Origin of the sequence: Moraxella bovoculi (assembly GCF_000988745.2) — a bacterium.
Taxonomy (GTDB): domain Bacteria; phylum Pseudomonadota; class Gammaproteobacteria; order Pseudomonadales; family Moraxellaceae; genus Moraxella; species Moraxella bovoculi.
Genome location: NZ_CP011381.2, coordinates 490,054 through 508,728 on the forward strand (window position 1 = coordinate 490,054; position 18,675 = coordinate 508,728).

Annotated in this window: 16 protein-coding genes and 1 pseudogene; 1 reads left to right on the forward strand and 16 read right to left on the reverse strand. The window is 47.3% G+C overall.

Features of this window, described 5'->3' with window-relative positions:
• Window positions 1–42: 42 nt before the first annotated feature.
• The 5 genes from AAX10_RS02310 to AAX10_RS02320 form a co-directional block, all read right to left on the reverse strand.
• Window positions 43–978, reverse strand: coding sequence for an ABC transporter permease (locus AAX10_RS02310; protein WP_046700567.1), 936 nt, complete (start codon window positions 976–978; stop codon window positions 43–45).
• 117 nt (window positions 979–1,095) lie between these two features.
• Entirely contained in the window at window positions 1,096–1,521 is a 426-nt protein-coding gene (locus AAX10_RS10150) for a hypothetical protein (RefSeq protein WP_193550992.1), read from the reverse strand.
• 33 nt (window positions 1,522–1,554) lie between these two features.
• Window positions 1,555–1,713, reverse strand: coding sequence for a hypothetical protein (locus tag AAX10_RS10155; RefSeq protein ID WP_187648939.1), 159 nt, complete (start codon window positions 1,711–1,713; stop codon window positions 1,555–1,557).
• A 280-nt stretch (window positions 1,714–1,993) separates the two neighbouring features.
• The gene (locus AAX10_RS10160; RefSeq protein WP_187648940.1) at window positions 1,994–2,134 is read right to left on the reverse strand and encodes a hypothetical protein; all 141 of its coding nucleotides are present in this window, start codon (window positions 2,132–2,134) and stop codon (window positions 1,994–1,996) included.
• Between the two features lie 311 nt (window positions 2,135–2,445).
• On the reverse strand, window positions 2,446–4,011 hold the full coding sequence (locus tag AAX10_RS02320) for an ABC transporter substrate-binding protein (protein ID WP_046699718.1): 1,566 nt from the start codon (window positions 4,009–4,011) through the stop codon (window positions 2,446–2,448).
• 196 nt (window positions 4,012–4,207) lie between these two features.
• Between AAX10_RS02320 and hemH the strand changes: the two genes are divergently transcribed.
• The gene (gene hemH / locus AAX10_RS02325) at window positions 4,208–5,170 is read left to right on the forward strand and encodes a ferrochelatase (RefSeq protein ID WP_036364461.1); all 963 of its coding nucleotides are present in this window, start codon (window positions 4,208–4,210) and stop codon (window positions 5,168–5,170) included.
• Window positions 5,171–5,206: 36 nt separating this feature from the next.
• Here the strand turns inward: hemH and AAX10_RS02330 are convergent, their stop codons facing one another.
• From AAX10_RS02330 to AAX10_RS02380, 11 genes and pseudogenes are all read right to left on the reverse strand, one after another.
• Window positions 5,207–5,857 carry a trimeric intracellular cation channel family protein gene (locus tag AAX10_RS02330; protein WP_149038832.1) on the reverse strand — a complete coding sequence of 217 codons (651 nt, stop codon included), beginning with the start codon at window positions 5,855–5,857 and terminating at the stop codon, window positions 5,207–5,209.
• 3 nt (window positions 5,858–5,860) lie between these two features.
• A pseudogene (locus AAX10_RS02335) lies at window positions 5,861–6,821 on the reverse strand (multidrug resistance efflux transporter family protein).
• A gap of 6 nt (window positions 6,822–6,827) precedes the next feature.
• The gene (gmk, locus tag AAX10_RS02340; RefSeq protein ID WP_046699719.1) at window positions 6,828–7,448 is read right to left on the reverse strand and encodes a guanylate kinase; all 621 of its coding nucleotides are present in this window, start codon (window positions 7,446–7,448) and stop codon (window positions 6,828–6,830) included.
• 77 nt (window positions 7,449–7,525) lie between these two features.
• The gene (locus AAX10_RS02345) at window positions 7,526–8,014 is read right to left on the reverse strand and encodes a protein disulfide oxidoreductase (RefSeq protein ID WP_046699720.1); all 489 of its coding nucleotides are present in this window, start codon (window positions 8,012–8,014) and stop codon (window positions 7,526–7,528) included.
• Between the two features lie 51 nt (window positions 8,015–8,065).
• Window positions 8,066–10,288, reverse strand: a complete 2,223-nt coding sequence (locus AAX10_RS02350) for an NADP-dependent isocitrate dehydrogenase (protein ID WP_036364471.1) — start codon at window positions 10,286–10,288, stop codon at window positions 8,066–8,068.
• A 227-nt stretch (window positions 10,289–10,515) separates the two neighbouring features.
• Window positions 10,516–11,403: a LysR family transcriptional regulator gene (locus AAX10_RS02355; RefSeq protein ID WP_046697895.1), complete on the reverse strand. Its 888-nt coding sequence runs from the start codon at window positions 11,401–11,403 to the stop codon at window positions 10,516–10,518.
• Between the two features lie 512 nt (window positions 11,404–11,915).
• Entirely contained in the window at window positions 11,916–12,359 is a 444-nt protein-coding gene (locus AAX10_RS02360; protein ID WP_080946990.1) for a DUF2799 domain-containing protein, read from the reverse strand.
• A 117-nt stretch (window positions 12,360–12,476) separates the two neighbouring features.
• Window positions 12,477–13,862 carry an APC family permease gene (locus AAX10_RS02365; RefSeq protein ID WP_046697896.1) on the reverse strand — a complete coding sequence of 462 codons (1,386 nt, stop codon included), beginning with the start codon at window positions 13,860–13,862 and terminating at the stop codon, window positions 12,477–12,479.
• 387 nt (window positions 13,863–14,249) lie between these two features.
• Window positions 14,250–15,026 carry a pteridine reductase gene (locus tag AAX10_RS02370; RefSeq protein ID WP_046699721.1) on the reverse strand — a complete coding sequence of 259 codons (777 nt, stop codon included), beginning with the start codon at window positions 15,024–15,026 and terminating at the stop codon, window positions 14,250–14,252.
• Window positions 15,023–16,192, reverse strand: a complete 1,170-nt coding sequence (locus AAX10_RS02375; protein WP_046700569.1) for a tRNA nucleotidyltransferase/poly(A) polymerase-related protein — start codon at window positions 16,190–16,192, stop codon at window positions 15,023–15,025. The genes AAX10_RS02370 and AAX10_RS02375 overlap by 4 nt, the downstream gene beginning before the upstream one ends.
• A 94-nt stretch (window positions 16,193–16,286) precedes the next feature.
• Entirely contained in the window at window positions 16,287–18,620 is a 2,334-nt protein-coding gene (locus AAX10_RS02380; RefSeq protein ID WP_046699722.1) for an NADP-dependent malic enzyme, read from the reverse strand.
• Window positions 18,621–18,675 lie beyond the last annotated feature (55 nt).

The following is an 18,675-nucleotide window of genomic DNA, read 5'->3' on the forward strand; positions in this document are numbered from 1 at the left end:
ATTGGCAAATTGATAACGAAGTTTGGCAAGTACTGATAAGGCTTAGTGAGCTTGATAACGGGGGTCAATGTAGCGATTGATGACATCCAAGACAGCATTTAACACCACGAACAGCCCACCCATGACCAAAGCCGAGCCTTGTATCATTGGAATGTCTCGGGCGATGATGGCGTGAACTAGGGCGTGACCGATACCCGGCCATGCAAACAGGCTCTCCACAATGACCACGCCTTCGATGAGATAGATGAGCTGTACCCCATGATAGGCGACAATGGGAATGGCAATGTTACGCACGCCATGTCGTCTAAATGTCTGCCAAGGGCTTAGCCCCTTTAATTTGGCAAATTCATAAAATGTAGAGTCAAGCACTGCCACTGCCGCATTACGACTGACCCGAATGGAGACCGCCGACAGACCCAAGGCGAGTGTGAGAGCAGGCAGGATGTAGTTAATCGGCTTGCCGTAGCCGATGGCAGGTAGCCATTTTAAATGCACCGCAAAAATGGTGATGAGTAGCACGCCAATGATAAAGGCAGGGGCGGAGCGGAGCAAGGTGGCGATAAATAAGGTAAAACGGTCAAAGACCCCATTAGGTCGCAGGGCAGAGAGTATGCCTATCGGTGGGGCGATGATGAGTGAGATAATCAAAGCGACAAACGCCAGCGACAGCGTGTGCCCAAACTGGTGGGCTATCTCGTCCCACACGCTTGCCCCACTGACGAGCGAGTTTCCCAAATCTAAGCGGAGCAGGTCGCCAAACCATGCTATATACTGCTCATACCACTGCAAGTCAAGTCCCAGTTCGGCTCGCACTTGGTCGGCAGAGCTTGCGGTGACTTGGTCGTAGCCATAGCGAGAGCTTGCGATACGATACGCCATGTCGCCGGGCAGGCTTCGCATAAGAACAAAGGTCAAAGTGCCGACCGACCAGACGACCAAGAGCAGTTGGATAAGCCGTGATGTGAGTAGTTTTAGCATGATAATAATGATAAGCAAAATTGGGCTATTATAATTTTCATTGATGATGAAAGCAAATGTAATAACATAATATTTTTCTAAAATAGAAAACCCCACGCATGACATGGGGTTTGGTGTTTAGATTTGGGTGGGTGGAGTGTTGGGATTTGCAGGGGTAAAGACCTGTTCGTCCAAACGCTCCGTGCGACTTGCCAGACCGCATTTAAAGCAATAATGATTAAAGGTGCTTTTGCGAGTGGTGCAATTTGAACAATATTCAAACAAATGTATCCCAAAATGCGGACAAAAGTCCAAATTGGTGTTATTAAAATCGAGCGAGCGTTCACAGCTTGGACAAATGCCCTTGCCGATTTTGACGTGGGCTTCATCATAATCCATATGTTGTTGGTGTTCGTTGCTAGATAAGGCTTCTTCGACTCGTTTGCGTTCTAGATAGGGGCTCATCGCCCCAATGGCGTATTTGCCGATGACGACCGTTACGATAATCCCCATGCCATAGCGAACATAACCGCCATAGTTGGGTAGATATGGCACCAATTCCACAAAAAACACAAACAAGGCAAAAAATACAAAGCCTCACACAAACGGCCATGCGTTGGTATGGCGGTAGCGTTTAAACAGATAACCTGCCAACAACAGTGGCAAGGTAATCATCAAGCGACAAATAAATACCTGCAATTCGGTGCGGTTATTATGGCGGTTGTAGCCGTCCATAGCGTCCGCTTCCATGAGCATGATTTGGGTTTCGATGTTCTCTGCCGTCTGCCTAGTTGACGTTTTTCTATGGTGGACAGCTCACTTTGTAAGGCTTGTTCTTGGGCTTTTAGCTCATCAAGCTCGCTTGTGCGTTTGATGACTTCAGGATTTTGGTCAGATTGTTCGGTAACAGAACGAGTGCCAAGCCAGTTGTCAAAAGTCTCACGGGCGTTTGTGTTTTAACTTTGTTTTTGGGTTAGCTCATGGCTTTTTTGTTCCCATTCGTGAATGATGTCTTGCTCTTGTTGTTCGGCTTGGGTCAGCTCGTCTTTAGCTGGTCGCAGGCAGGACGGTCGGCGACAAAATCAGCTAATTCCACAGGGTCGGTACTAATCATCAGCAAATCCGCCACGATTTTACTCCCCAGCCCAATTAAAAAGCTGGCAAAAATTATCGCCACAATCCACAAAAGATATTAAACCATTTTTTCAGGTTGTCGCCCTGCGGTTTTGGCTTTGGGGGTGGGCTTGAATTTGGCTCTGCCTTTTTTGTTCACGCTTTACTCACTCATGACAAGCTCCAATGATGAAAAAAATGACGAGATGATCAGGGTGTTTGATGTTTTTTAAGTTGCAAGGGCAGGAATACAATTTACCCTTGATAGGTCAATCGCTGATATAAAGCTGAGAATGGGGCATCTTTAAAGAAATTTTAAACAAAATTTGCAACATTGACAATATAAAAAGACCGCATAACACGGTCTTTATGGACTTACCATTTAAGCTGATTTAGGTTGTATTTACGCTCAAAGGGGTCAAGAGTCAAGCCTTTTAGAGACTTGTGAGCGGACACACTTTGTTGGTAGTACACGACAGGGATAAGCGGACGCTCATCTGCCAAAATGGTGGCGACTTGTTTTTTGAGTTCATCTCGCTTGACATCATCGGCTGTGGTGGCGATGTCATGCAAGGCTTGGGTAAGCGCAGAGTTTTGGTAATTCATCACGCCCCAGTCGCTGCCTTGTGGGCTTAGGTCGGATTGTAGTGACGCCAATGGGTCTGGGGTGTTGCCGTAGTTACGAGCGTACAGAGCCATTTGCAGTGAGCCGTCTTGATGAGCCTTGGGAATCTCTGATGAGTTGGTGATATTAACTTGCAAATCCACACCGATTTTACGCCATTGGTCTTGTAAGGCGGTGGCGATAAGCGGTAACTCTGGGCGGTCGGAGAACGTGATGAGCGATATGGTAAAGGGCTTGCCGTCTTTTTGTAGCACGCCGTTCGCCCCTTCGGTAAAGCCATTGGCGAGCAGTTTGGCTTTAATGGCAGGATAATCAGGGGCGGATTTTGCCACGCCTGCCTGCCAACCGCCAAACATGGGCGGTAGTAGCTCATACGCTCCCGCATCGCCAATGCGTAGCACCGATTTGGCAATGGCTTCACGGTCTATGGCATCGGATAGGGCTTGACGAGTGGTCTTATCGGCAAAGAGCGGATTGGCGATGTTCATCTTAATGACAATGGTGCGAGCGAGCGTTTGGGTTGCCACTTGTAGGTCGCTGTTGTTTTGTAGGCGTTTTAGGCTGGCACTGTCTAGGGTGTACACCAAATGGTCATCGCCGCTCTCGACAAGCAGGGTGCGGGTCTCACTGCGAGAGTTGGCAAGGTAGTGAATGCGATTAATGTGGGCTTTTTGTCCCCAATAGTCGGCATAAGCGGACTGCTCAATCTTTTGTGGTGGCTCAACCTTATCCGCCTGATACGCGCCTGTGCCGATGATTTTGGTGGCTTGCCCTTTGTCATCAAAAGACGCAGGGGCTAGGATAATGGCGGTGGCGTGTGTCAAATAAGACGGTAGGGTGGTCAAAGGATCGGCAAGAGTGAATTCTACCGTTTTATCATCAACTGCCTTGATAAGCTCGATATTAGCACTTTCTAGGGCGGTGGGCTTGTTTAGGGCAAGCGTCAGGCTGTTTACCACTTCTTTGGCGGTCATCGGTGTGCCGTCATGGAATTTGACATCATCACGCAACGTAAACACCCATGTTTTGCCGTTGTCGGCTGTCTCCCATTTTTCGGCTAGGGCAGGGATAATCGCCCCTGCCTCGTCCACGTCTACCAAGGTTTCGCCAATACCCATACGCTGATAGACAAAGCCTGACGTGCTAGGGTCAGCATTGGTAATCTCCCAAGGGGTAACGACCGTGAGTGTCTTATCGCTCGTGGCAGGCGTGGCATTGTCTGTGGTGGTAGTTGCCTTGTCGTCATTGCCGCAGGCGGTCAAGCCGATGAGCGCGATGGCAAGGGCGGTGGGGCGTAGCCAAGCGTTGGTTTTCATAAAAACATCCTGTGAGAGTATAAAAAATTTGGCTTATGTTATTCTATAACAATATAAATTGCAAGCAGAATGTGATGCTACTTAACAATGCAAATAAGAATATTTTTTATCTATAAATTCTTTAATTGAGAAAATTAACTGCTATTTTTTGCCAAAAAATGCTAAACTAAGCCAAATTTTTAAATGATGAACATTCATGAAAACTGCCATTATTCTTGTGAACTTAGGTACGCCAGACGAGCCTACGCCTCAAGGTGTGCGCCGCTATTTGCGTGAGTTCTTGTCCGACACTCGTGTGATTGAGATTCCGCCATTCATTTGGCAAATCATCCTAAATCTATTCGTATTGACCACACGCCCCAAGCGAGTGGCTCATGCTTATGAGAGTGTGTGGACGGCAGACGGTTCGCCGCTGTTTGCAATCCTAAAACAGCAAGCCGCGTTACTACAAGACAAACTCATCGAAAATGGCACGCCAACCCCTGTGTTCCCTGCTACCACTTATGGTAATCCGAACATTAAGCATGTGATGAAGGAACTTCAAGATAAAGGCTATGATGACTTTATCATCTTCTCTCTTTATCCACAGTATTCGGCGACCACTACGGCAGCAGTATTTGATAAGGTGGCGGAATACTGCATGGATAAGCGCAACATGCCTGCCATTCAGTTCACACGCGATTATCATGATCATCCGCTATATATCAAGGCGCTTGCCGATAGCATTCGTAAGTTCTGGGCGGAGCATGGGCGAGCTGATAGACTATTAATGAGCTTTCATGGCATTCCTAAGCCTTATGCAGATAAGGGCGACCCCTATGCTGAGCAATGCCGTAAGACTGCCGTGCTGGTCGCCAGCGAGTTAGGATTGGGCGCTGATGAATGGGCGGTGAGTTTCCAGTCACGTTTCGGTGCGCAAGAGTGGCTTAAGCCCTATACCGATGAGCTGCTTGGTGAGTGGGGGGCTAAAGGGGTGTCTGTACAGGTGCTAAGTCCTGCTTTCTCGGCTGACTGCTTGGAGACCTTGGAAGAGCTCGCGGTGGAGAACCGTGATAACTTCATGAATGCAGGCGGCAAGTCTTATGAGTATATCCCTGCGCTGAACACCGATGCGCTACACATTGAGCTGATGGCGGATGTGGTCGGACGATATTTGTAATAAAGAAAACCTGCTAAATTTGGTAGGTTTTCTTTATTATACGTCGGAATTTAGGCGAATGGAGGGCAAATGCCAATCAAAGCGAATCGCCAGCATTCGAACCCCGAAGATGGTAACGAGTGTTAAGGTGTCTTGGATGACATCTGATGCGCCAATTTGCTCAAGTGCAAAATACAGCAAAGCGCCTGTGATGCTTGCGCTGATGTAGATTTCTTTTTGTAGAACGAGCGGAATCTCATTACAAATCATGTCGCGCATGATGCCGCCGGCGATGCTGGTTAAGACCGCCATCATCACAGCGATCATCGGATGTGCCCCGAGTGCAAGTCCGACTTTGAGCCCGATCACGCTAAATGCCGCCAACCCGATCGCATCGAAGAACTTGAGCGTCCAATCGATTTTTTGATAATAATTAAAAAATACCTGGCAAATAAGCGATGTCAATGTAATCACGATGACATAGTTCAAATCAGTCATCCAGAATAGCGGATGGCGATCGAGCATGACGTCACGAATCGTACCGCCACCGATGGCATTCACCATGGACACCAAGATACAACCAAAAAAATCAAACTTCTTATGCAGCGCCAGTGTCGTGCCTGCGATCGCACATGCCACCACGCCCACCATATCCAGCAGGTAAATCATAAAATCAGGCGTGATGTTCTCAAAGATAATATTCATCATGACTTAAGTCTGCACCTTGGCAAAGCCAAATAATCCCACCATGATCATCAATACCCCAATCATACTAATCAGCGACGGTGCTGATGCACCTAATAAAGCCATGCCACCTAAGATGGCAAATAGCACTTCGCTTGCTTGTGTGGCATCGATGGCGGCGATCTGTGGTTGTGGCTTTGCAGCGTGCTAACAGAAAAATACTCGTTGCGATCACACCTGCAAATAACGCCACCAAAAACGTATTAAATACTTGAGATGTACTTGGCAAATCTAGCTGTATGACAAAGCCGAGCACAAGCCATAGCGACAAAGAGCCTGTGGTCAGCAGCCATGCTTTATTTAAGGCGCTGCGCATGAGTGGCGATGTGATGCGTAGGATGGCTTGGGTGAGTGCGATGTGATGCGTGGGCTTAGTAGCACCATACCAGACCAGCTGATTACCCACAGGGAAGCAAAATCCTGCAATGAATGCTGGCAGTGCACTCATCAGCAATAAAGTGCTTGTGCTACTTGTCGTGTGGTTCGCTCCCTCACCAAGGTTGGCAATTAGAACACCGATGAATATCAGCAGACTTGTGCCAATGATGCGCTTGCTCAGACGCTCGCCAAATACAGCCAAGACAATCAAGCTTGCCACAGCGGTGAATTGAAGAGTCGCAGCGATGATCCAGCTGGGTGCGTGATCTGCACCAAAGCACAAAAATGCATAAAACCCACCAAAGCCAATGCCGCCTGCCACACACCAGAATTTCCAATAATCCATGAACAGCGCACTAAGACCAACCAAGGTCTTAACGCCGTCTTTTAGGGCGATGAGCGCGCTTAATATGAACCACATAAAGATGTAGCGACCACTTGCCGACCAGAACCAATGACCGTTTTGGCTTGCCATCAGTCCGTTAAGTACAAACATTGTACTAAAAAATAACCCTGCAAGCAGCCCAAGCAGTACCAAGCGAGCCATCATGGGCGATCAGTCGCTTAGCAATGATTTGATGAGTGCGTTTTGACGAGCTGTCTGCTGCGTTAGGGTTAGGCGCTGTGCTTTGATGATGGTTTGTAGATCGCCCAATGCGGTACTAAAGTCATCATTAATCACAACATAATCAAAGTGGTGGTAGTTCTTCATCTCAGTGACCGCACCCGCCAGACGTGTCTCGATGACATCTTTGCTGTCCTGCCCGCGATTAGACAATCGGCTGCGCAGCGCGTCACGACTTGGTGGCAAGATGAAGATCATCACAGCTTGCGGGGATTTTTCTTTGACTTGTAATGCGCCTTGCCAATCGATCTCTAAAATGACATCGATGCCCTGGTTAAGTAAATCATCTACAGCTTGCTTGCTTGTACCATAGTAATTACCAAAGACTTCAGCATATTCGAAAAAAGCACCTTTTTCGATCAGCTGCTCAAAAGCCGTCTTGTCAGTAAAATAATAATGCACGCCATCAGATTCAGCAGGTCGTGGCTGTCTGGTGGTGTGCGAGATGCTGACCTTTAGGTTGTCCGTAGTGGCAAGTAGCTCTTTGACGAGGCTGGTTTTGCCGGTGCCTGATGCGGCGGTGATGATGAATAATGTGCCTTGTACGCTCATGGGGTGCTCTTGATGAATAAAGAATAAAAACGATTATTATAACATAAGCCTAAAAAAGCCGCCTAATATTAATCTCATTAAAGGCGCGCCATCCAAAGCCTTAATTTTAACGACCAAAGTGGCGCGATGCCGGTAAAGCTTTGATGGATTTTACCGTCTTTTAGGATGACGAACGATGGCGTTACTTTGCCTTGCCAGTCCTGAAAAACCTGACCATCCAAGTCATTAATCACCATAAAATCAAGCTGTTTTTTGGTGAGATAATCTGCCAACTCGGCCGTGCTGTCCGATCGTGTGGCAACCGTAATCACAGGCGTGCCATTCTCGTGTAATGTCTCGACATTCGGCGTGGTGATGCGACAGATTGAGCACCATGTACCCCAAAAATACACCAATACAGGTGCATCATGACTTTGGGCGACGGCATCAATGATCTGACCTTGATTGGTCTGATAGCGAAGCTCTGGCGTGTCGGGCAGAGTGGGTGCGCGCCAAAGATTCACCGCCATATAGATGACGATGAAGATCAGTAAATATTTTAATGTGCTTAAGGTGATGTTTTTCATAATACAGAAATAAAAATGCCACCTAAAAAGATGGCATTTTGTGAGGATGAATTAAAGTTGTGCAATGATTTGATTAAATGTTGCACTTGGGCGCATCGCTTGGGTCAGTACGTCACGATCGGCTGAGTAGTAGCCTTTGGTGTCAATGGCTTTGCCTTGAACGCTGTTGAGTTCATTCACGATGGTGGCTTCATTTTCGGTCAATGCCTTGGCGATCGGTGCAAACTCAGCCGCCAACTGCGCATCGGTATTCTGCGCTGCCAACTCTTGCGCCCAGTAAGTTGCTAGATAGTAGTGGCTGCCACGGTTGTCAAGCTCGCCTGCTTTACGCTTAGGTGACTTGTCATTTAGTAGAAGCTTCTCTGTGGCGGCATCTAGTGCGTCAGCCAGTACTTGAGCTTTGGCGTTGCCAGTTTTTTGTGATAGGTGCTCAAGCGATACTGCCAATGCCAAGAATTCGCCTAGGCTGTCCCAACGTAGGTGGTTCTCTTCGTTGAACTGCTGAACGTGCTTAGGTGCAGAACCGCCTGCGCCAGTCTCGAACATGCCGCCGCCATTCATTAGCGGTACGATAGACAGCATCTTCGCTGAAGTGCCAAGCTCTAGAATTGGGAATAAGTCGGTCAGATAGTCACGCAATACGTTGCCAGTGACGCTGATGGTGTCTTGACCTGCTTTTAGGCGCTCTAGCGTGAAGCGAGTAGCATCAGCTGGCGCTAGAATGCGGATGTCTAGACCTTCAGTGTCAAGCTCAGCCAGATATGCATTAACTTTCTTGATAAGCTGAGCGTCGTGTGCACGGTTCTCATCCAACCAGAACACAGCAGGAGTGTCAGACAGACGAGCGCGGTTCACGGCAAGCTGTACCCAGTCTTTGATCGGAGCGTCTTTGGTTTGGCAGGCGCGCCAGATGTCGCCAGCTTGTACTTCGTGGCTTAGTAGAACGTTGCCAGTTTCATCGATCACTTCAACTTTACCGTCAGCAGGGATCTCAAAGGTCTTGTCGTGTGAGCCGTATTCTTCAGCTTTTTGGGCCATTAGACCAACGTTAGGTACAGTACCCATGGTAACAGGGTCGAATGCGCCGTGTTCTTTACAGAATGATACTACGGTCTCATATAGTGGCGCATAAGTGCTGTCAGGGATGACGATCTTGGTGTCTTGTAGTTCGCCATCACGGTTCCACATGCGACCTGAGGTACGGATCATCGCAGGGACAGATGCATCAATAATAACATCACTTGGTACGTGTAGGTTGGTGATGCCTTTGTTAGAATCAACCATGGCGATGCTAGGACCTTCAGAGTAAGACTTGGCGATCAGCGTCTCAACATCGGTGCGAGTCTGGGCATCTAGCTTATCTAGGTTGGCAAATAGGTTGCCTAGACCGTTGTTCACGTTCACGCCTGCTGCGCTTAGCTTGTCGCCGAATTTTTCGAAGACTGGTGCGAAGAATGCTTTAACCGCGTGACCGAAGATGATTGGGTCAGAGACTTTCATCATGGTAGCTTTCATGTGTAGGCTAAACAGCACGCCTTTGTCTTTAGCGTCTTTGATTTCACGCTCTAGGAAAGCTACTAAGGCGTTCTTGTTCAGTACGGTCGCGTCGAATACTTCGCCTTCTAGTAGTGCAACAGGCTTACGAAGTTCGCTGCGGTTGCTAGCGTTGTCGGTAAATACGATAGATACGCTGCATGCGGTCGGTGCGGTGAACGATTTTTCGTTATGGAAGAAATCATTGTCCGTCATCGTCGCTACGTGCGTCTTAGAGTCGGCAGTCCATGCACCCATAGAGTGTGGGAATTTCTTAGCGAAGTTTTTAACAGCTTTAGGTGCGCGGCGGTCAGAGTTACCTTCACGAAGTACAGGGTTTACCGCAGAGCCTTTAACGCGATCATAACGTGCTTGGATTTCTTTTTCTTCGTCGGTGGTTGCTTCGGTTGGGTAGTTTGGCACGTTATAGCCATCGCCCTGTAGCTCTTTGATGGTGGCCAGTAGCTGTGGTACAGAAGCTGAGATGTTAGGTAGTTTGATGACGTTGGCGTCAGGTTGTTTTACTAGCTCACCAAGCTCAGCCAATGCGTCAGCTGTGCGTTGTTCTTCGGTCAGATATTCTGGAAATTGTGACAAAATACGTGAGGCTAGAGAGATGTCGCTGGTTACAAATTCGATGTCAGCACTTTTAGTGAAGGCTTGTACGATAGGTAGTAGTGAATGGGTGGCTAGGGCAGGGGCTTCATCAGTATAGGTATAGATGATGGTGGATTTGCTCATAAAAACTCCGATGTTATTGTCTCATAAATAGGGTGAATGATTGATGCGCCCAATGTCACACATCATTCAATCGCTGCAAGCGGATGACTTGCAACTAAATCCATTTGTCGCGTAGCTATTATACCACCTTTGACGAATGTATAACTATATTGCTTGGATTATAAAACTGCTATTATCATTTATTTAAGAAATACTATCATTTAAATTCTCTATCATCATTCAGTTGTTTAGGGTTTTTGGATGTTTTCTAGTAAGCTTAGAAAACCTTTCATATAAGCCAGTTCCTGACTGTCGCTACGAATCGCGGCGTACAGTTGGCAGTACACGCCAGCGCCCAGTGGGCGGCTGACCACCCAGCCTTTCTTCTCGTATTCGCTTGCCACCCAGTCAGGTAGTGCCGCCACACCGCGTTCACTGGCGACCAGCTGTATGAGCATGGCAGTAAGTTCAGTTGTGCGGATTTGTTTTGGCATGACGCCATTAGGCTCTAAGAATTTAGCGATAATGTCTAGGCGTTTTTGTTCTACAGGATAGGCGATGAGAGTCTCATCGATGAGGTCCTTGGGTTCGATGGTGTTATGACTGGCGAGCAGATGTGAAGGCGAGAGCACCAGACGGCTTTCATAAGTAAATAGCGGCTCGTACAGGATGCCTTCAATGGGCAAATTGCTTGCGGTGATCAGTAAGTCAATATCACCATCAATGAGCATCTGATGTGGTTCAGGCTCAAACCCTGAGGTAAAGTCCAGCTCAACATCGCTGTATTCTTTACGATAAACGTTTAAAATTGGCATTAGCCAATCAAAACAGCTATGGCACTCACTGGCAAGCCTTAATTGCCCTGCTTGACCGTGCGCCAGTCGTTTGATGTCGGATTTGGTGCGGGCGACCTGCGGTAGAATGCTGCCGGCCAGCTGCAGTAAGAGTTTGCCTGCAGGCGTGAAGCTCACAGGGCGCGTGCGACGATTCACCAAAGATATGTCATAAAAACTTTCAAGTTCTTTGAGCTGATGAGAGATCGCCGATGCGGTCAGATTCAGCTCATCGGCGGTGGTCGCCAGCGAGCCATGACGAGCCAGCGTAGAGAGCATTTGTAGGTGACGGATTTCTAGCATGATAATCTTAACCTAGTGATTTAAAATTATTCAATATTTTAGCATAAGATTTAAAATTTTTTCATGTTAAAATGACGGTAGTTTGTGGTATCAAACCATTGCAAATTGTTCTTAAATTTTATTTAAAGATCATGGGGGTGGGTGAATAATGAACCGTTCAGATGAGACTTATAAGCGCATTCTTGACGCTGGGCGCGGGCTTGGCATGCGCTTCATGCGTTGATTATGTTTGGCGGTATTTGGGATGGTGTCAGGATATCTGACGAGGCGCTGGAATGCGATAAAATTAGAGCATGACGTGGATTTAACCAAGATTGATAAATTTGCAAAGCGACTGGAGTGGGTGATGCTGGCGATTGTTTTTGTGAGTGTTATTGTTAAGGCATTTAATACTTAATATCAAGTAGCTTGGTTGAGATTTAAGAGTTTATAATTTCCCCATAAAGAGCAAGGTTGCAAAAATCATCTGCAAACGAAAAACCCCAATGAATACCATTGGGGTTTTGTATGGATCAATAAAAATACCAAGGCAAAAACGGATAACCACCGTAGTAGCCATGCCCATAAGGGTGGTGAATGCGCTGACTCATCTCATATTGTTGAAGCCCCATCATGTTGGCATGGTGCAGCTCTTCTAAGTTATGATCGCAGACACCGGTCAATTCATAGCCACGCCTGCCCATCTCGTAGGCATTCGACTTCGTGCAGTAGCTTCTTAAACCGATTTGACGACCTTCTTCCCAAGCGGCTCGGTTTGGGCTGATGCCAGCTGCTTGGCAGATTTTTTGATGGCTTAGAATGCGTTGGGCGCTGTAGCCGTTTTGACCGTCTTTGATGCCGATATTCTGCCAGTCTGCACTTGCGCAGTCATTGACGTTGAACTGTGGCTGTTTGGTGGTGCAGCCTGTCATGGCGAGGGCTAGGACGAATGCAGATAGCAGTATTGGTTTTTTCATGATGTCACCTAAGGGTGGGATTATTTTGTTATTATAATACGATTTTTAAGGAAAATTGTATGATTATCTTAACAAAAAACCCTGCCAACTTGACAGGGTTTTTGGATGCGAAACATATTACACGTCTTCACGGTATTGAGGTACTGGCTTTTTGAAGCCGCCTGTCTTGATGCCTAGCCAGATAAAGCCAAGAAATGCCCAGAAGACACCCACACCAAAGGTGGTGCTGTCCACTTCTAGCCACATCAAGAAGATGCTGATAAAGCCAACCACAGGTACGATCACGTAGCTTAGGATTTGCTTAGGTGTCTCAACCATCTTATCACGCACCGCATAGCGGAAAATTACCGATAAGTTCACAAAGCTAAATGCAGTCAACGCACCGAAGCTGATTAGATTTACCACTGTCTCTAGGCTAATAAAGCCTGCGGTCAATGCCACGCCACCTGCGATCAGGATGTTGTTCACTGGAGTGAAGAATTTCGGGCTTAATTGACCAAAAATCTTATTGCTGATCACGCCGTCACGACCCATCACATACATCAGACGAGATACGCCAGCATGAGCTGAGATACCAGACGCCATTACTGTGATAATCGCAAAGCCCAGTACGATCGCTTGGAATGCCGAACCACCCACAAGTAGCAAGATCTCTGCTTGAGTCTCATCCACCGCTTCAAAGTACAGTTCAGGTCTACTTGGTAGGTAGGCTTGCATGAAGTAGCCGCTGATGATGAATACAATACCTGCGATCAGCGTTGTTAGAATCATTGCTTTTGGCAGGGTGTTTTTAACGTCTTTGGTCTCTTCAGCAAGGCTAGAAATCGAGTCAAAGCCTGTGAACGAGAAGCATAGAATGGTCGCACCTGTGATCAACGCACCAACGCTGGTCATCTCATCCCAAAATGGCTTCAAGCTCCACAGCTCATAGATGTCTTCAGGGCGAGTGTTGGCAGCGTACTGCGCCATTTGTAGCTTGCTATAGATCAAATAGGTGAATACAGCAATAACCACCAACTGCACCGCTACAATCCAGCTGTTAAAGTAGGCAACGGTCTTTGAGCCAAAAATATTGACGATGGTCATCAGACCTGTCAGACCAATTACCCAAACCCAATGGTTCACCGAAGGGAATAGAGCTTCAAGATATAGCACCGCCAAGATGATATTAACCATCGGCGAAAGCAGGTAGTCTAGCCAGCTTGACCAGCCAACCATAAAGCCCATTGATGGGTTGATTGCTTTTTGGGTATAGGTGTAGGCAGAACCTGAAGAAGGATACGCTCTGATCATGTGACCATAGCTGATGGACGTAAGCAAGATAGCAAACAGTGCAAAAATATAAGACATCGGCACATGACCACCACTGTCGCGAGATACCATACCAAAGGTATCAAGTAGTGTCATCGGCTGAATGTAGGCAAGACCAATAATGATGACGTGCCATAGACCAAGATTACGCTGCAACTTGGCAGCATTAGCAGGAACAGGTGAAATACTCAACGTATTATCCTCCAAAAGCGTGCGTAAACGCAAAAAAGAGAAAAGGCGTTAGGGTGCGTAATACTGTTTCAAACGTGCTAATGACAGATTGGGGCAATCTGATTTGGGCGTGTTTGAGATTTGATTAAGCTATCAACTCCAAGAATTTTTTACAAAATAAAACCCAAAAACGCCAATGTGGCAGATTTGGGATTTTTCAGATGAAAAATAGAAGCGCATTGTACCGCAAAAAAATAGCATTGTCAGCTGTTTTTGATAAAAATAAGCCACATTTGGCAACAATTTTGTAACTTGAGCCAGATTTTTGCTTATTTTAAATCCTTATTTTTACAAAGGTTTTACAATTTTTGGACATTTTAACCGATGAAGCTGATAGGATAATTTTAATCAACCACCTTTTAAGGTTAAGCTGCGACCGCCATCGATGGCGAGTATCTGACCTGTGATGTAGTCTGCGCCTGCCAAGAACGCCACAGCATTTGCGATGTCTTCGGGCGTGCCGATTTTACCGAGTGGCACAGAGTCGGTCAGGGCTTGTTTTGTGCTGTCATTTAATTCGCTGTTTTGGTTATCGTGAGGAAAAATGTTCACGCCTGGCGATACGCCATTGATGCGAATGTTGGGCGCAAGCTCAAGCGCAAGGCTTTGCACCATCATGTGGTGGGCAGCCTTTGCTATGTTATAAATCGGGTAGCCGACAAAGGGCTTATCGCGCGCATGAATGTCCAGCAGGCTGATGATGGCGCCGTGTTGCTTGGCAAGCTCATCTTTAAAAGTTAAGCTCAAAAAAAGCGGCGCTTTGGTGTTGGTCAAAAATAAATCATCCCAGTGCGACTGCCAAGTTGCATGATCGTCATTCAGTGAGGTCGAATAGAAGCTAGACGCGTTATTTACCAACAGATCCAGCCGCCCGAACAGTGATATGGCATCGTTGGTGAATTGATTCAGTAGAACACTGTCATTAACGATGCTAAGGTTGGCTTGGATGGTGTTGGCAGAATTTGGGCGGATGGCGTTTAACTCATCGAGAAGTGCTTTGGCAGCATCTTGACTGTGGTTGTGATGAATGATGACATCATAGCCCTGTGTGTGCAATGCCTGAGTGATTGCGCGCCCGATACGCTTGGCGCCACCTGTGATTAAGGCGACTTTAGATGAATTCATGAGTGCTTCCTTGTTGTATCTTCTAAATACTGATCTATATCATCTGCGAGCTGGATTTTTCTTAAGCGTGTCAGCTCATCACCGATTGCTTTGCCTTTTAGGTTGGGATTGACGTCATTAATGCCAATTTTATTGTAGATTTTGATGGCGTTTATCATGAAATCCATTGATATGTTGGTCTTATGAAGTGCATTTACTGTCTGTATCAATAGGCGTATCGTCTCATCATCTTTGTGCGCGCGTGTCTGCTCGATCAAAGACAGCAGGGTGTCTGCATCGATATTTGGCAGCTTTAGGATGTTGCCATGATGCGTAATGAACGCCTTGGCAAAGTTCTTGATGTGATTGGGCGTCATCAGGCGATTGGTGGTGTGTTGTAGTTTGTCCAAGGCATCAGGGTCGCCCAAAAATACCGACATGAGCAAGGCGAATTTGATTGTTAAAGACGCATCTGAATGGTATTCAAGTGCAGCAAAGGCGGATTCTCGTCGCGCTTTGTCTTGTAGGCTGTCAGACAGTTCTGGCAAGATGTGTTTTAAAATACCAAGCTCTAATAGCAGCTTAAAATACGCGTATCCGTGCTTCTCGCCTAAGGCGCGCGCAGATTCGCTCCATATGCGTTCGCGACTTAGGTGGTTTAGCTCGCCATCTTTGGCGATGCTTTGCATGAGTGCGGCGGTCTCATCTGCCACCACAAAGCCTATGTCATAAAAACGCGCATAAAACCGTGCTACCCTAAGCACCCTAAGCGGATCTTCGCTAAAGGCAGGCGAGATGTGGCGTAAGACTTTTTTGTCAAGATCGTCTTGCCCGCCATAAGGGTCTACAATCTGACCTGTCAATGCATCATCAAAAAGCGATCGCACAGGCATCGCCATTGCATTTATGGTAAGGTCTCGGCGCATGAGATCACCTTCTAGGCTGACGTTATTCGTGCTTACACTAAAGCCTTGATAACCGTGTCCGCTTTTTCTTTCGGTACGGGCTAGGGCATATTCAGCGTGGGTGATGGGGTGTAAGAATACAGGAAAATCTGCACCCACCTGCTCAAAGCCTTGCGCCAGCATCTGCTCAGCCGAACCGCCCACAACCACAAAATCCTTGTCTTTAATAGGGAGGTTTAGCAGGGTATCGCGCACCGCACCGCCTACCAGATAAATTTGCATCGATGAATCACCATTGAAATTTGTTTGATTGTACTGTTTTTTTGACACAAAAAAAAGACCCTGTGTGGCAAGGTCTTTTCGTCTATGGGTATGCTTAAGCTTGCATTTCTTGAACATCGTTCACAGTCAGTGCCGTCATGTTGACGATACGACGCGCGGTGGCTGATGGGGTAAGAATGTGTACAGGCTTGTCTGCGCCTAGTAGAATCGGACCCAGTGCGGCCGAACCTGTGGCAGTTTTTAGAAGGTTGAAAGCAATGTTTGCAGCATCTAACGTCGGTAGGATCAGCAGGTTCGCTGAACCTTGGAGTGAGCTAAATGGATAGCTTTGCTTACGCATGCGTTCATCCAATGCGATGTCACCGTGCATTTCGCCATCAAATTCAAAATCAACATTCATCTGAGTTAGGATGTCATGAACTTTACGCATCTTCACAGCAGATTCACGGTCTGACGTGCCGAAGTTTGAGTGTGACAGCAGGGCAACTTTTGGTGTGATGCCAAAGCGGCGCACGCTCTTGGCTGCCAAGACGGTCATCTCAGCCAACTCTTCTGCGGTTGGGTCGTCATTGATGTAGGTATCGGCGATGAATAGGTTGCGGTTTTGCATTAACACGGCGCTCATCGCGTAGAAGTTGCTGATGCCTTCTTTTTTGCCGATGACTTGGTTTAGGTATTTTAGATGCAGATGGTAGAAACCAAACGTACCACAAATTAGACCGTCAGCGTCACCAAGCTCTACCATCAACGATGCGATCAGTGTTGTCTTACGACGTACATCACGACGAGCCAGTTCTAGGCTGATGCCGTTGCGCTGGTTGGTAGTGTAGTGATGCTGACTGTACTCTTCGTAGCGTGGGTTGTTGTTCGGATCGATGATGGTGATGTTCTCACCGTCGATCAGACGCAGACCAAGTGCATTGATTTCTTGCTTAATAACCTCAGGACGACCAACAAGAATTGGCGTAGCGATCTTCTCATCAACCACAACTTGCACAGCGCGCAGTACGTTGATGTCTTCGCCTTCTGCATAGACGATGCGTTTTGGATTGCGTTTGGCCTTATTGAATACCGGCTTCATCGCAAGAGCAGTGTTGTACACGAATTCAGACAGCGTCTGACGATACGCATCGAAGTCTTTGATAGGCAGTGTCGCAACGCCTGTATCCATCGCCGCTTTTGCAACGGCAGGGGCGATCTCTAGGATTAGGTTTGGCTCTAGCGGACCAGGGATTAGGTACTCACGACCGAATGATTTGGCAGATTTGCCGTCATCTTCTAGTTCGGTAGATTCTGTGTGTGCCATGGCTGCGATGGCGTGCACGCAGGCAAGCTTCATCTCTTCGTTCACAACTGTTGCGCCTACATCTAGCGCACCGCGGAAGATGTACGGGAAGCAAAGTGCGTTATTTACTTGGTTTGGATAATCTGAACGACCTGTCGCCATGATCACGTCTGAACGTACCGCGTGGGCAAGCTCTGGCATGATCTCTGGGGTTGGGTTGGCTAGGGCGAAGATGATTGGATCTCGTGCCATCGAACGCACCATGTCTTGAGAGACGATGCCAGGACCTGACAGGCCTAAGAATACGTCTGCATTGACCATGACTTCTGCCAAAGTGACCTTATCTGTGTCGCGTGCGTAGCGTTGTTTTGATTCGTCCAGGTTCTCGCGGCTCGAGGTGATGACGCCTTTTGAGTCTAGTACGTAGATGTTTTCTTTGCGTACGCCCAAAGCGACTGCCAGATCAAGACATGAGATGGCTGCTGCGCCTGCCCCTGAACAGACCAGCGTGATGTCGCTGATGTTTTTACCGTTTAATTTTAGGGCGTTAAGTAGAGCAGCTGCTGAGATGATCGCTGTGCCATGTTGGTCGTCATGGAACACAGGGATGTTCATGCGGCTACGAAGTTCGCGCTCAATTTTAAAGCATTCTGGCGCCTTGATGTCTTCTAGGTTAATACCGCCAAAGGTTGGCTCTAGGCTTGCAACGGTCTCGATGAATTTATCTGGATCGTTTTCGTTGATTTCGATGTCAAAGACATCAATGCCTGCGAATTTCTTAAACAGTACGCCCTTACCTTCCATCACAGGTTTTGATGCCAGTGCGCCAATATTGCCCAAGCCAAGTACAGCGGTACCATTGGTGATGACGCCAACCAAGTTAGAGCGAGCGGTGTATTTAGCGGCAAGTTTTGGATCTTTTTCGATCTCAAGACATGGCACGGCGACGCCAGGAGAGTAGGCTAGAGCCAGGTCGCGCTGGTTGGCGATTTGTTTGGTTGGAGTGACAGAGATTTTACCTGGGCGAGGGTTTTCGTGATAATGCAGGGCGTTTTGTTCAAATTGTAAACGCTGAGCGTCAACGTCAGATTGAAATGCGGTATCTTGTGTTTTGTCCTGATTTGAGACATTTTGTTGGGACATGGAGTTTTCCTGATTTTTTGTGAAAATTAACGGGTTTATTCTAGCATGATTTTTG